General features: G+C 73.6%; 8 protein-coding genes. 2 read left to right on the top strand and 6 right to left on the bottom strand.

Annotated features, from left to right (window positions below):
- A partial coding sequence (locus tag ABT367_RS36735; RefSeq protein ID WP_352257693.1) for a bifunctional adenosylcobinamide kinase/adenosylcobinamide-phosphate guanylyltransferase occupies positions 1–966 on the top strand: 966 nt, incomplete at its 5' end.
- A 164-nt stretch (positions 967–1130) separates the two neighbouring features.
- Positions 1131–1976, top strand: coding sequence for a class I SAM-dependent methyltransferase (locus tag ABT367_RS36740; protein WP_352257695.1), 846 nt, complete (start codon positions 1131–1133; stop codon positions 1974–1976).
- Between the two features lie 18 nt (positions 1977–1994).
- On the opposite strand, the gene ABT367_RS36745 is transcribed toward ABT367_RS36740, so the two are convergent.
- The 6 genes from ABT367_RS36745 to ABT367_RS36770 all read right to left on the bottom strand — a co-directional run.
- On the bottom strand, positions 1995–3098 hold the full coding sequence (locus ABT367_RS36745) for a class I SAM-dependent methyltransferase (protein ID WP_352257697.1): 1104 nt from the start codon (positions 3096–3098) through the stop codon (positions 1995–1997).
- Between the two features lie 34 nt (positions 3099–3132).
- Entirely contained in the window at positions 3133–4290 is a 1158-nt protein-coding gene (locus ABT367_RS36750) for a glycosyltransferase (protein ID WP_352257699.1), read from the bottom strand.
- A complete protein-coding gene (locus tag ABT367_RS36755; protein WP_352257701.1) occupies positions 4287–5093 on the bottom strand; it encodes an alpha/beta fold hydrolase in 807 nt (268 codons plus the stop codon). Before ABT367_RS36755 ends, ABT367_RS36750 begins: the two co-directional genes overlap by 4 nt.
- A complete protein-coding gene (locus ABT367_RS36760) occupies positions 5090–5383 on the bottom strand; it encodes an acyl carrier protein (RefSeq protein ID WP_352257702.1) in 294 nt (97 codons plus the stop codon). The genes ABT367_RS36755 and ABT367_RS36760 overlap by 4 nt, the downstream gene beginning before the upstream one ends.
- A complete protein-coding gene (locus ABT367_RS36765; RefSeq protein WP_352257704.1) occupies positions 5380–10536 on the bottom strand; it encodes a beta-ketoacyl synthase N-terminal-like domain-containing protein in 5157 nt (1718 codons plus the stop codon). Before ABT367_RS36765 ends, ABT367_RS36760 begins: the two co-directional genes overlap by 4 nt.
- Before the next feature lie 8 nt (positions 10537–10544).
- Positions 10545–14437, bottom strand: a 3893-nt coding sequence (locus ABT367_RS36770; protein ID WP_352257706.1) for an SDR family NAD(P)-dependent oxidoreductase, incomplete at its 5' end; no start/stop codon positions are given.

A 14437-nucleotide genomic window follows, 5' to 3' on the forward strand; every position in this document is an offset into this window, starting at 1 on the left:
GCCGTCGAGCACCCGGCCGGACTGCCGCGTGCGGGACGGGTGCCGGACGGCCGCGAACTGGCGCTGCTCGACGGGCACCGGGTGCGCGCGGTCCCCCTCGACCACCCGGGTACGGGATACGAGGTGACGAGCCCCGACGGCGGATCGCTCCTCTACCTGCCGCCCGGCGCATCGCCCGCCGGTGAGGTCGAGCGCCCGGAGCCGTACGACATGGTCCTCGCCGATGTCGTGGGCCGCCCGGACGCGCTGGCCAAGCTGCGGGCGGGCGGTGCGGTGGCGGCGACCACGGATGTGCTCGCCGTCCATCTCGACCATGACGCCCCGCCCGGGCCCGAGTTGCACCGCCGCCTCGCCGCGGCGGGCGCCCGCGCGGTGCCCGACGGTACGACGCTCGTGGTCGGCGAGTACCACGCCGTACCCGATCTGCCGCGCCGCACGCTGGTGCTCGGCGGGGCGCGTTCGGGCAAGTCCGTGGAGGCCGAGCGGCGGCTCGAGTCCTTCCCCGAGGTCGTGTACGTGGCGACCGGCGGCGTACGCGACGGGGACTCGGACTGGGCCGACCGGATAAGGCTGCACCGCGAGCGCAGGCCGGGATCCTGGCGGACCACGGAGACCTGCGATCTCGTCCCGCTGCTCGAGGCGGACGGGCCGCCGCTGCTCATCGACTGCCTCTCCTTGTGGCTGACCGACGCGATGGACAAGGTCGAGGCCTGGGACGACGCGAAGTGGGCCGCGGGCGGCGACCGTGCGCTGCGCGAACAGGTGGCCCAACTGGTGGGTGCGGTACGGCAGTCGACCCGTACCGTCGTCGCCGTGTCGAACGAGGTGGGCTCCGGGGTCGTGCCCGCGACCGCTTCGGGCCGCCGGTTCCGCGATGAACTCGGCCGTCTCAACGCGGCGTTCGCGAGCGAGTGCGAGCACGTGCTCCTCGTGGTCGCGGGCCAGGCCCTGGTGCTGCGGGGCTGAGCACGGGCGACATGCCGGTGCCGCAGGGCTGAGTCCGCGCGGCGCCGCGCGGCCGAGCCCGGGCGGCGTGGCGGCGCCGCGCGGCTCATCCGGGCGGGTACGGCGCCGCGCCGCCCGTGAGTGTCGCCTTGCCGCCCGCGCGCGCGTGGCGTGGTCTGTCCGGCATGACCGAGACCCTCGCACCTCAGACCGCCCGGGTACGCCCCGCACTCGACGGCGTACCGGAGACCCTGCTGTGGACGCTGTGGAACCGGGCCTGTGAGGCCCGCCGCCCCGATGCCGTCCTGCACGACCCGCTCGCCGTCCGCCTCGTCGACACCCTGGACTACCCCTTCGAGGAGAAGCTCGGACCGCCGCATCCGCTGTTCGCCCAGACCCAGGGGCTGCGCTCGCTCTGCTTCGACCGGTCGGTCGCCAACTACACGGCGCGCAGGCCCGACGCGACCGTCGTGGCGCTCGGCGAGGGGCTGGAGACCAGCTTCTGGCGCGTGGACAACGGGCGCCTGAACTGGCTGAGCGTGGAGCTCCCGGAAGGCGCCGAGCTGCGCGGCCGGCTGCTTCCCGAGCACCCGCGGCACCGGATCATCCCGAAGTCCGCGACGGACCTGAGCTGGCTGGACGCGATCGAGGACCCGTCGCGCGGGGTGGTCGTGACCGCGCAGGGACTGCTGATGTACCTCAAGCCCGCGGAGGTACGGGAGATCCTCGCCGCGTGCGCCGAACGGCTGCCGGGCGGGGTGATGGTCCTGGACTCGATGCCGCGCTGGGTCACCAAGCTGACCCGCGAGGGGAAGCTGAAGGTGGGGAACCTGACGATCCCGCCGATGCACTGGTCGATGGCCCCGGACGAGCGCCCCAAGCTGCACTCGGCCCACCCGTCGATCGCCGAGGTGCGCGCGGTGCGGCTGCCACCGGGACGCGGGGCGCTGGGCAGGCTGGTCCAGCACCAGTACCGCATCCCGGTGTACCGCTCGTTCGCACCGGCGGTGACGCTGGTGCGGTTCAAGTAGCCGTACGCCTGGGGGCGTTCAGTTCTTGCGGGCCACGACCCGGTAGGCGTTGGAGAAGCCGGTGCGGCGCAGGAGGGGGGCCAGCGCCCGGTCGAGGAAGTGCAGCACCGGGAAGAACGGCACGCCCAGGGCGAAGAACAACTTGCACAGCCGGGTGCCGCCCGGGCCCGGCTTCTTGCTGATCCACGGCTCGTTGCGGAACGGCAGGAAGCGCAGGAGCATCAGGCCGAACCCGCCGAGCAGGTCGAAGGGGATATGGGGCTCGCGGCGGTCGACGGCGACCACGGTGAAGCCCATGTCGCGCAGCGCCCGGTTGAGGTTGCCGATGCTCACGAAGTGCAGGTGCTGCGGCTGGAACCACGGCACCCAGTACTTGCCGAGGAGCCTGGCGAAGTGCGACTCGGGGTCCGGCACCTCGATCATGAGGTGCCCGCCGGAGCGCAGCACCTTGCGCGCCGCTTCGAGTTCGGCCCGCTGGTCGACGGTGTGCTCCAGTACGTGGAACATGCTCACCGCGTCGTACCGGCCGGCCAGCGTCTCGGCGTGCTCGGGCAGGAAGCCCTGGTAGGCGTGCTCGATCCGGCCGTTCTCCTTGGCCTTGAGGACGTTCGCGCCGACGTCGAGTCCGTCGAAGACCGTGTCGGGCAGCACCTTCTTGGCGCCCGCGCAGAACTCACCGGCCGCCGTGCCGACGTCCAGCCAGCGCCCGGGCCGCAGATGGGTGAGCATCGCCTTGGCACGGTCCATGTGCCGCTGGCCGGTGTCGCCGCCGGTGCTGTCGAACGCGGCGCCGAGCTCCTTCTCGAAGAGGCCCTCGTAGAAATCCCGGTAGTAGAAGTCCAGACCTGCCTTGCTCAGTTGCGGGTTCTGGAAGATGTGGCGGCAGTCCGCGCACTGGTCGAGGACGAAGGTGCCGGGCTTGGCCTGCAGGTAGTCCGCGGTCTTCAGGCGCACCTTGAGCCGCTTGGACTCGCACCACGGGCAGGTCTCGCGCCGGTCCTCGAAGAGCCGGTCCATGCCGAGGGCCAGCTCGGCCTGGTAGGCGGGCCGCAGCGCCGCCACACGCGCGTCCCGCTCGGCCCTGTGCTGCTCGACGGTCTCGGTGTCGGAGGTGGTTGCCATGCTCTGTCTCCCTTGCGAACTCAAGCGGTTACGGTCAGCGCCGGTCCACGGCGAACTTCTCCAGCTGGGTGGCCGCGGCTGCCGCTCCGCCCGCCGCGCGGAAGGAGGCCCCGATCGCGCGCGCCGCCTCCCGGTACTGCGTCTCTTCCAGTACGGCGTCGAGTGCCGCCCCGATCTGCCGGCGCCCGCTGCGCCCGAACCGCACCCTCACCCCCGCACCCGCCGCGGTGACCTGCGCGGCGACCAGGGGCTGGTCGTCGCGGATGGGGGCGACGACCAGCGGGACGCCGTGCCACAGGGACTCGGCGACGGTGTTGTGCCCGGCGTGGCTGATGACCGCCGACGCCCGTTCCAGGAGGGCGAGCTGGGGGATGTGCGGCAGGACGAGGACGTCGGTGTCGGACTCCGCCGTCAGGACGCCGCCCGGGTCGGCGATCACGGCCTGGACCCGCCGGCCCCGTTCCCGTACGGCCGCGGCGCACTCCGCGAGGAAACGCGCGCCGACATCCGTGTTGGCGGTGCCGAGCGAGACGAGGACGGTCGAACGGTCCTCGTCGAGCCACTGCCAGGGGAAGTCCCCGGCGGGCCGGCGGGTGAGCGCGGGTCCCACGAAGCGCACCTCGTCGCCGTACGTGCCCTCCCCCGCGAGCTCCGGTGTGGTGAAGGCGAGGACGAGGTCCGGCGAGAAGCGCGGGTCGTGCGTACGGGCCGGATCGCCGATACGGTCGCGCAGCTCCGATACGAGCGAGGCGACCCACTCGCCGATCTTCGGCATTCCGTCGAGGGCGTCGCTGAACTCGGCGGAGGTGGTGGACGAGGTGACGTACGGGATGCCGAGCCGTTCCGCGACCAGCGCTCCCGCCAGGGTCTGCTGGTCGGACACGATCACGTCGGGGCCGAACTCCCGTACCGCCCGCTCCACTCCGGGTGCCATGGCGTCGGCGAGCGGCACGAAGAACTCCTGCCACAGGAACTGCAGGGCGGCCGCACCCCGCAACTCGGTCGGCCGCTCGAGGAGTCCGGGGATCTCGCAGGCGAACACCTCGGCCTCTGGGCCCGCCAGCTCCTCGACGAACCGCGGGAGTCCGGCCCACGCCACCCGGTGTCCACGCCCGGCGAGTTCGGCGGCGACGCTGACGGTGGGGTTGACGTGGCCGACGAGCGGCGGCACCACGAAGAGGAAGCGGCTCATGGCGCGGGCACCCCTGCTCCGAGCAACTCCTTGTGTCCCTCGCGGACCCAGTCGAGCAGCAGCGGGCCGACGGTCTCGGGTGTGCCGACGAGGACCGAGTGACCGTGGCCGTGCACGGTGTGGGTGCGGCAGCGCGGCAGCAGTCCGCGCAGCCAGTCGGCCATCTCGGCGAGGTCCGAGTTCGCCCCGTACACCGCGAGGACCGGCACGTCGAGGCCGCGCCAGGACTGTTCGTCCGGGATACGGCTGGCGGCGATGTCCTCGGCGATCGAGGTGCCGTGCAGGAGCCGCATCGACCAGCGCACCAGGCGCGCCTCGTGCCGCCCGTACGTCTCCTCGATCCACGGCAGGGTGCGTTCGTCGTGGAGCTGGTACGCGGATCCTGCGAGCAGTCCGCTCATCTTCTGCGCCCAGGCGTCGGTGGGCGGCTCGGACTCCACCATCAGTACGCTCGCGACGCGGCCCGGGTGGTGCAGGGCGTAGTCGAGGGCGACGGTGCCGCCGAAGGAGTTGCCGACGAGGTGGACGGGTCCGGCGACGCCCAACTCGTCGAGCAGCAGGGCGAGATCGCCGGAGAAGTCCTCGATGCCGTAGCCGTGCGGCGGCCGGCCGCTGCGGCCGTGACCGCGCTGGTCGTACATCACGACGTCGTAGCCCGCGGCGGCGAACTCGGGGGCCACGGTGAAGTAGTAGCTCGTCAGGTTGTCCGTGGCGATGCCGTGCACCAGGACCACCGTCTCCCGGCCGCCCTCGCCGAGGCGTTCCACGTTGAACCGCAGGTCGCCCGCGTCGAGACGGGTCATCGCAGGCGCCCCACGATGTAGTCGGCGAGCTGCCCGACGGTGAGGCCGATGATCTCGGAGAGTTCGAGCGAGGCGAACCAGGCCGGGAAGTCGACCCGGTCGCCGTAGCGTCCGCGCAGCTCCGAGGTGAGGGTCACCAGGTCGATCGACTCCAGGTCGAGGTCCTCCACGAAGCGGGTCTCGCGGGTGATCGGGGTGTCCTCGAACTCCAGGTCGTCGAGTACGGCACGCAGGGCGCCGCCGATCTCGGCGAGCACGGCCTCTTCGTCGACGGTGGCGGGGCTGGTCATGTCGTGGGCTCCTCGGGGGCGTTGGCTTCGGTGGCGGAGGGCTCGGTGACCGTGGACTCGGTGACCAAGGGCTCGGTGACCGAGGACTCGGTGACCGTGGACTCGGTGACCAAGGGCTCGGTGGCGGAGGGCTCGGTGACCGAGGACTCGGCGGCAGAGGGCTCGGCGGCAGAGGGCTCGGTGACCGAGGACTCGGTCCAGGCGACGATGTAGCTGCGGGCGGGCAGGCCCGGCGGGTTGGCCGCGGTGGTGAGCCGTACGCGATGGGTGGCGCCCGACGGGGTACTGACCCGCAGCGCGTCCGGTCCGTCGGCGGTGGCCTCGAAGTCCCGCGGGCGGCCCTGGATCCCGGTGCCCTCGGCCTTCGAGGCGGCCTCCTTGGCGGCCCAGATGCGGGTGAGCGCCTCGGGGTCCGCGCCGAGCTCCTGGTACAGGCCGTGTTCGCCGGCGCCGAGCACCGCGTCGACGGTGGCCGGGGGCCGCTCGGTGATTTCCTCGATGTCGATCCCGACCGGTCCCTTCGGCCGTACGAGGGCGACGGCCGCCTCCTGGCAGTGCGCCAACGAGACGTCCAGCTGCGGCAGTTGGCGGCCGTGCACCCCGTACGCGTACGGGCGTCCGCTCGGCTCGTTGGCGATGCGCACCTCGCCGGGGAAGACGGGTCCTTCCCCGCCGGCCCACAGCAGACGGCGCACCGCGTCCTTGGCGGCGATTCGGCCGAGCAGCCATTGGCGTTTGCCGCGCGGGGGGTGCTGGGCGAAGGCGGTGCGTTCGTCGCCGGCGAGCTGGTTGCGCATCATCAGCTCGCGCGAGGCGGGGTCGGGCCAGTACTCGAAGACCAGCTGCCAGCCGCCGCTCTGCTCGGCGGAGAGGGTGCTGCGCTCGGGGAACCGTTTGACCTGGTCGGTCTCGGGCGGCGAGTCGAAGCGGCGGTCCTGCCAGCCGTGAATCTCGGCCCAGACCGCGCCTTCGTGCACGAGCTGGACGTCGGCTTCGAGGACCGTCTCGGTGAGCGCGGTGATCCGGATGTGGCAGTCGAGCCGCGTACCCGGCTCGGGGTGCGGGCCGAAGAAGCGGGCCTGCTTGATCCCGACCGGGAAGACCACGGTGCGGTCGGTGTGGGTGGCCATCAGCCAGTAGCCGAGCAGCTGGCCGACGTTGTCGAGCAGGGCGCCGGGCGCGGGCGGGGTGGTCAGGACGCCGCGTACGTGGCGGTCGCCGAGCGCGGTGATGTGGGTGACGCCGCGGAACAGCGGGCCGTGGAACATCCACCGCTCGTCGTACATCTCCTGCGCGGTGGTGGTGGGTTCGCGCTCCTCGGCGGGCGGGCGCCTGGGGGTGGGGGGCGTCCCGTGTTCGCCGGTCTCCAGGGTGGCCCGTGCGTGCCGGCCGAAAGCGACGGCGTACCGCCCGGGCGCCTCGGTGACCGCTTCGATGACGACGTCCTGCGCGGGCTCGGCGACGGCCCACTCCAGGAAGCGCGCGTCCCGTACGGCTCTCAGGGGCGCGCCCGTCTTCGGCAGGGCGTCCGCCATCAGCTGGATCAGCGTGGTGGCGGGCACGACCGGCCAACGGTCGGCGGTGTCAGGCCAGTTGGGGCGCTGACGGAAGAAGCAGTGGTCGGTGAGGTACGGGAGGGTGGTGAGGGAGATGGTGAAGGGGGTGGGGGTGAGGGTGCGGGTGGGGGTGGGGGTGATGGCGCGAGCGGCGGTGGCGGGGGTGGGGGTGGGGGTGCCTGGAGTGAGGGCGCCTGAGGTGGGCGTGCGGGTGGGGGGAGTGCCTGTGTGCGGCGTACCGGGGGTGAAGGTGCGTCCGGTGGGCGGCGCGTGGTGAGCGGGTGCCGGGGGGCGGGCGTTGTCGGTGGGTGCCGAAGGTCGGGCGTTGTCAGTGGGCGCCGATAGCCTGGAAAGGGCTTCGGCCCCCGGGCGGGAGGGGACTGTCCGCGCAGCTACGGAAGTTGGCGACACGTCGGCCCTCGCCCGCCCACCCCGCCCCCGTACCGGCGCCGCGGCAGCCGCCTCGAGCACCGCCGTCGCCGTCTCCGCGGAGGCGTCGAGCAAGGCCTGGAGTTCGGCGGCGAGCGGGGATGCGGCGAGCGCGTCGGGCAGTTGAGCCGTGGCCCGCGTCCGCGCCCCCTGCGGAAGCACTTCCCGTGCGCCTTCGAGCGCAGCGCCCTCGAGCCCGGCGCTGTCGAGCGCGGCGCCCTCGAGCCCGGCGCTGTCGAGCGCGGCGCCCTTGAGCGCGGCACCGTCCCGCAGGACCGCACGCAGCCGGTCCCGGGTCGCCGTGTCCAGCGAGACGAGTCCGGCGCTCAGGTCGAGGGGCACGGCGCGGCCGGCCGTGGCCGTGGTCGCGGAGACAGGCTCACGGGACGGAACATCGCGGCACGGAACATCGCGGGACGGAACGGAGACAGAGTCCGCGGGTGCCGTCGCGGAAGCGCCCAGGCGCACCATGCCCGTCGGGCCGAGCAGCTCCCCGAACTCCGGCTCCCCACCGAACGCCCACACCCCCGCCGCCACCCGCAGCAGCTGGGTCATCCCGTCGCTGCGCGGCGCGTTGGCGGAGACGGCCAGGTGCGGGCGGCCGGACAAGGTGTCGCCGACCAGGGCGGGGAGCTGGCCCGTGCCCAGCTGGACGAAGGCCCGGAACCCGGCCGCGTACAGCTCCTCGGTGAGCATCCGGAAGCGCACCGGCTCCAGGAGGTGCCGTACGAACAGGTCGCGCGCCGCCCGCTCGTCGGCCGGGAAGGGCGCCGCGGTCGTGCCCGACCACACCGGGACCGAGGGCGGGCGCAGCGTGAAGCCGCGTGCGGCTGTCTCGATCGGGGCGAGGTACGGCGCGAGCATCGGCGTGTGGAAGCCGGATTCGAACGGAAGGACCTGGCCGAGTACCCCGTCCGCCCGCAGCCGCGCGGCCAGCGCCTCGACCTGGGGGTGGGGGCCGCAGGCCACGGACTGCCGCGGTGCGTTGTCGTGCGAGAGCGCAACGCCCGGGAACGCGTCGAGCAACGCCTCGACCTGGGCCGCCGGGGCACCGAACGCGGCGAAGGCCAGTCCGGGTACGCGCAGCGAGGACGGATCGAAGTCCCTTAGGAACGCGTCGACTTCGGCGGGGTCGTACATCCCGGAGACCGCCATCGCGGTCCACTCCCCCACGCTGTGCCCGGCCACCGCGTCCGGCGCGAGGCCGATCCGGCCGAGCGCCTGGGCCAGCATCCGGCCCACGCCGAAGACGGCGGCGCCGTGCTCGGCCACATCGCCCACCCGCGCGTCGGCGAACTCGACGGGCGGCAGCCCGAAGTGCCGGGCCACATCGTCGATACGGGGGGTGAACTCGGCCTCAAGGCCGGGAAAGAGGAACACCGTGCGGCCCCCGCCCGGGCCGAGCAGCGGCCCCGGGGCGCACCACACGTCGCTGCGCCCACCCCACTCCCGCCCCTTGGCGACGGCCTTGCGGGCGAGAGCGAGACGGCGGGTCGTGGGGTCGAGCACCGCGACCCGGGCTTGGCCCGTCCCCGCCAACTCTCCGCTTGCGCTGCGCAGTTCGGTGTCATCCGCGTCGAGCCGTTCGGCCAGAGCGCCCGCGTCCGCGGCGGCAAGCCGCAGCAGGCGTACGGGTTCGGCGACCTGCAGCGAGGCGAGCGGTCCGTGGCCGTGCTGAGACCGGACGCCCGATACCCCTGACTCCCCCGACGCCCCCGATACCCGTGACGCCCCTGACTCCCCCGACGCCCCCAATACCCGTGATGCCCCTGACTCTCTTACCGAATCAGGCACTTGCTCCAGAACCACATGCGCGTTGATCCCGCCGAACCCGAAGGCATTCACCGCCGCCCGCCGCAAAGGGGCCTCCCACGGCCCCGCCTGCGCCACCGGCCGGAACCGGGTCTCCAGGAGCGCAGGATGCGGATCGTCGCAGTTCAGGGTCGGAAGGAGGACGCCCCGGTGGATCGCGAGTGCGGCCTTGACCAGGCCCGCGACGCCGGCCGCCGGCATGGTGTGCCCGATCATCGACTTGACCGAGCCGATCACCGCGTCCGGCGTCCCGCGCCCGAACACCTCGGCAAGCGTGGCCATTTCGGCCGCGTCGCCGTTGGGCGTGCCCGTGCCGTGCGCTTCGAGGAGGCCGAGCGATCCGGGTTCGGCCGGGTCGAGTCCGGCGGCGTCCCAGGCGAGCCGTACGGCGCGGGCCTGCCCGCCCGGGTCGGGGTTGACCAGGGAGGCGGCGCGTCCGTCGCCCGCGACGCCCACCCCCCGTACGACCGCGTAGACGCGATCCCCGTCCCGCAGCGCGTCGTCGAGCCGCTTGAGGACGACGACGCCCGTGCCCTCGCCCATCAGGACACCGTCCGCGTCCCTGTGGAAGGGGCGGATCCGGCCGCTCGGGGAGAGCGCGCGCAGCTGCGAGAAGACGGACCACAGGGTGATGTCGTGGCAGTGGTGGACACCGCCCGCCAGCATCACGTCGCAGCGGCCCGCGGCGAGTTCGGCCACGGCCTGGTCGAGCGCGACAAGGGAGGAGGCGCAGGCGGCGTCCACGGTGTACGAGGGGCCGCGCAGGTCGAGGCGGTTGGCGACGCGCGAGGCGGCGAAGTTGGGGACGAGACCGATCACGGACTCGGGGCCCTCGGGGCCGAGCGCGTCCTGGAAGGCGTCCCGTACGAGACCGAGCCGGTCCTCGCCCAGTTCGGGGAGCAGCTCCCGCAAGGTGCGGACGAGTTGGGCGGAGGTCCGCAGCCGCTGGTCGAGGCGGGCGAGACCCGAGGTCAGATAGCCGCCGCGGCCGAGTACGACGCCGACCCGCGCGCGGTCCGACGGCAGAGCGCTCCGGGTGTCGGCGAGCGCGGCGGCCGCGGTGCGCAGGGCGATCAGCTGGTCGGGCTCGGTACCGGCCACCGATCCGGGCATGATCCCGAACGCGGTCGGGTCGAAGTCGGCGATCCCGTCCACGAAGCCGCCGCGCCGGCAGTAGACCGCGTCGGGCCGCCCGCCCGCCGGATCGAAGTACGCCTCGCTGTCCCAGCGCCCGGCGGGCACCTCGCTCAGCGCGTCCGTACCGTCGACGAGATTGCGCCAGTACGACTCCAGATCACCGGCACCCGGCAGGGTCACCGCCATCCCCACGATGGCGACGGGCTGTTGACGTCTCATCGCGCCGCTCACCAGCCGGACGCGGTGTAGACGACCTCGTCGGTGCCGCTGTCGCCCCAGGCGAGCTCGCGCAGCAGGGCGAGCACGCCCTCCTCCGGATCGATCAGCTCGATCCCGCGCCGCGCGTACTCGCGGCCGAGCTCGGGTCCGACCATGCCGTCGTGCGCACCGGTCGGCGCCCACGGGCCCCAGTGCACGGTCAGGGCGCGCGTGCCGGTGGCGTCCTGCCAGCGGCGGCCGATCCGGGCCAGGGCGTCGTTTGCGGCGGCGTAGTCGATCTGGCCGCGATTGCCGAAGACGGCGGAGATGGAGCCGAACAGGACGGTGAAGCGGGGCAGTTGGGGCAGCCGGTGCAGCGCGGCGAGCAGCGTGCGGGCGCCGTCCACCTTCGTTCCGTACACGCGCCGGAAGGAGTCCGGATCCTTCTCGGCGAGCAGCTTGTCCTCGATGACTCCGGCCGCGTGCACGACGCCGTCGATCCGTCCGTACGTCGTGTACGTCTCCTTGACCGCCTGCTGCACCGCCTCCGCGTCCCGCAGATCGACCGCGCGGTAACCGGCCTGCCCGCCCGCGTCATGGATCTCGGCGAGGGTGCTCGCGATCTCCCGCTGGGCGAGGATCCGGCCGACGGTCCGCTCGATCTCGGCGGGCCTGAGGCCGCCGCGCGCGATCAGGGCTGAGCGCAGGGCCGCCTTGTCGCGGGCGTCGCTGAACTCGTCGGGCAGTTCGGGCAGTTCGGTGCGTCCGAGCAGTTCGATACGGCACCGGGAAGCCGCCGCGAGTGCCACCGCGAACCGTGCGGTGATCCCGCGTCCTCCGCCGGCGAGCACGACCACCGAGTCCGGGCCGAGCCCGAGGACGGTCGCCTCGGCGACCCCGGTGCCGGCCGGTCCGGCGCCCGAGGTGGCCAGGAGACCGAGGCTCAGCTCGCGCGGGGCGATGCCGCGTCGGGTGCGGTCGGTGCGCAGCACGACCGGCTCGCGGTCGGGCGCGAGCAGCTCCTCGACGATCACCTCGGCCTGTTCGGCGGCCCCGCGCGACGGGTCCACCTCGACGCTGCGGGCGACGGTGTCCGGGTACTCACGGGCGACCGTACGGAAGAAGCCGGCGAGCCCGCTGGTGTCCCTGGCGTGGTGCGCGGCGAGCAGCCAGCGGGGGCCCCGGCGCAGGACGGCCTGGAACAGCGGGAAGGCGCCGGGCAGTACGGGCTCGCCGTTCTCGGCGAGCGCCCCGACGTGGATGAGCCCGTCGACGGCGCCCTGGTGCCCTTCGAGATCGTCGCCGATCCGCGAGGCGATGGCACCGAGCACGGTAAGCCGCGTGACGAGCGCCTGCGCGACCGGCGTCCCGTCCCCCACGAGCACGAACCGCTTTCCCCGCAGATCCTGCGCGGCCACGGCTCCCGGGGCGGGGGCCGGGTCAAGGCGGGTGGGGGTGAGGAGGTAGCGCTTGGGGGCGGCGACGGTGAGGACGGGCTCGGGCTCGGGTGCCGGGGCCGGTTCGGGGGTGGCTTGCGGTGTGGGTGCCTGCTGGGGGTCGGCGTTCTCGGGTGCTTGTACGGGTGTGAGGCTCTGCGGCTGTACGGGCGTGAGGTCCTGCGGCTGTACGGGCGCGGTGTCCTGCGCGCGTACGGTCACGGACTCGGCACCCGCGTCGGCGTTCGCGACCGCGTGCGGGGCGCGGGGTTCGGTGTCGGCCGGAAGGTGCGGGGCCGGGGCGTCCCAGGCGGTGGCGGCGGGCTCCATGGGGGCCGGTCCGGTGGCGGGCTCGTCGGCGGGGGCGCCGGGGAGCTTGCGTACCGCGTCCGCGTCGAGGGAGCGGCCGACCCAAGCGGGGTCCTCGAGGGGGTTGCCGTCGAGGAGGCCGCTCGACGCGTGAACCTCCGTGTCGGCCCCGTGAGATGAGACTGCGTCCGCAGCCGGCCTCGGAGCGACCGCGGCGTCGGGCGCGACCGTCCGGGCGGCCGCGAGGGTGCGGAGAGTCTGCTCGTCCGCCCCGGCGGAGGCTCCCACCGCATGCACTTCATCGGCCGGAGCGGCCTGCCCCGCTCCCCCGACCCGTACGGTCAACCACTCCGCGATCCCCGCGGCCGTCCGGGCTCGGGTCAGTTCCTCCAGCTCCGCGTCCGGCAGCGACCGCAGATCCACACCGGAGCCGAGAAGCCGACGCCCCAACTCCCCCGCAATCTCGGTCCGCTTGATCGAGTCCACACTCAGATCCGCTTCCAGATCCAGCTCCGGCTCGATCATCTCCACCGGGTATCCTGTCCGCTCGGCGATCACCGCAAGAACCGTGCCGAGCACATCCCCCTCGGGGACGACCGCGACCGCGACGGCCTCAGCCGGCCGGGCCGCGACGGGTGCGGGAACAGCGGCCTGTGCGGGGGCCGTCTCCTCCACCCGGGGCCGCAGCCACTGCGCGATCCCCTCGGCGGTACGGGCCCGGGTCAGTTCCTCCAGCTCCGCGTCCGGCAGCGACCGCAGATCCACGCCGGAGCCGAGAAGCCGACGCCCCAACTCCCCCGCAATCTCGGTCCGCTTGATCGAGTCGACGCTCAGATCCGCTTCCAGATCCAGATCCGGCTCGATCATCTCCACCGGGTATCCGGTCCGCTCGGCGATCACCGCGAGCACCGTGCCAAGCACATCCACCTCGGGGACGACCGCGACCGCGACGGCCTCAGCCGCAGAAACGGGTGCCTCCGAGACCTCCGACACCACCGAGGCCTCCAGCACCGGAAGCTCCGCCGCACCCGGAGCCGCAGGCGCGGCCACCGAGGCGCCGGGCGCACCGAAGTACGTCAGGAGCACATCCCGTTGCGCGGCCACCATCTCCCGGCTGTTCTGCAGGAATTCACGCAGCAGCGCCTCGCGGTCGTCGAAACCGCCGCCGCCCGTCCAGTCCGTACGCACACTCGTCTCCAGGGAAATCCGTCGGGCGGGCTGCAGCGCCCCGGGCAGCGGGCTGCCGTCGGCCGTACGGACCAGATGGCCGTCGACCGTCCAGCCGGGCCGCTTGGGTTCGGCGCCCCGCGCGGCCACCACCGCGTCGCGTCCCGCGCACAGCGGTGACGCCGCGACCGGCACTCCGGCCGCGAACAGCCGGGCCAGGGCTTCGAGATGGCCGCGGAGCCCGGCGTCGGGCCGCGGCTCGAACGGCACGGCGGTGTGCGGACGGTCGCCGAGGATCTGGCCGACCAGACCGGTGAGCACGGCGCCGGGCCCGGCCTCGACGAAGACCCGTGCCCCGGCGTCGTACATGGCCTCGATCTGTTCGGCGAAGCGGACCGGTGCGCCGATCTGTTCGGCGAGGTGGACCCGTACGTCCGCGGGCGAGGACGCGTAGCGGGTGCCGGTGCGGTTGGCCCAGACCGGGAACTCGGGGGCGCGTACCGCGTAGTCGGCCAGGGCGGACGAGAAGCGCGGGACGGCGCGGGCGACGAGCGGGCTGTGGAAGGCGCAGGCGACCGGCAGCGGGCGTGCGGTGAACCCGGCGGCGGTCAGGGCCTCGACGGCCTGGGCGACGGCTGCCGTGGGGCCCGAAATGACCGTCTGCCGGGGCGCGTTGTGGTTCGCGGCGACCACCTGGTCCGCGAGTCCGGCCTCGACGATGACCCGCCCGGTCTCCTCGGCGGAGGCCACGACCGCGGCCATCGTTCCGGGGTCGTCCCCGGTGGCGGCCAGGATCGCCTCGGCGCGGGCGCGGCTGAGCCCGGCGAGCGCGGAGGGGTCGATGCTGCCGGCCGCGCACAGGGCGACGAGTTCACCGTAGGAGTGTCCGGCGGCCATGTCGGGCCGTACGCCGGCGAGAGTCAGCACGTCGTACGCGGCGAGCGAGACGGCGCCGAGTGCGGGCTGTGCGTTGCGGGTGTCGGTGAGGCGGGCCCGCTGGGCGGCGCGCT

The organism is Streptomyces mesophilus (assembly GCF_040300965.1).
Taxonomy (GTDB): domain Bacteria; phylum Actinomycetota; class Actinomycetes; order Streptomycetales; family Streptomycetaceae; genus Streptomyces; species Streptomyces mesophilus_A.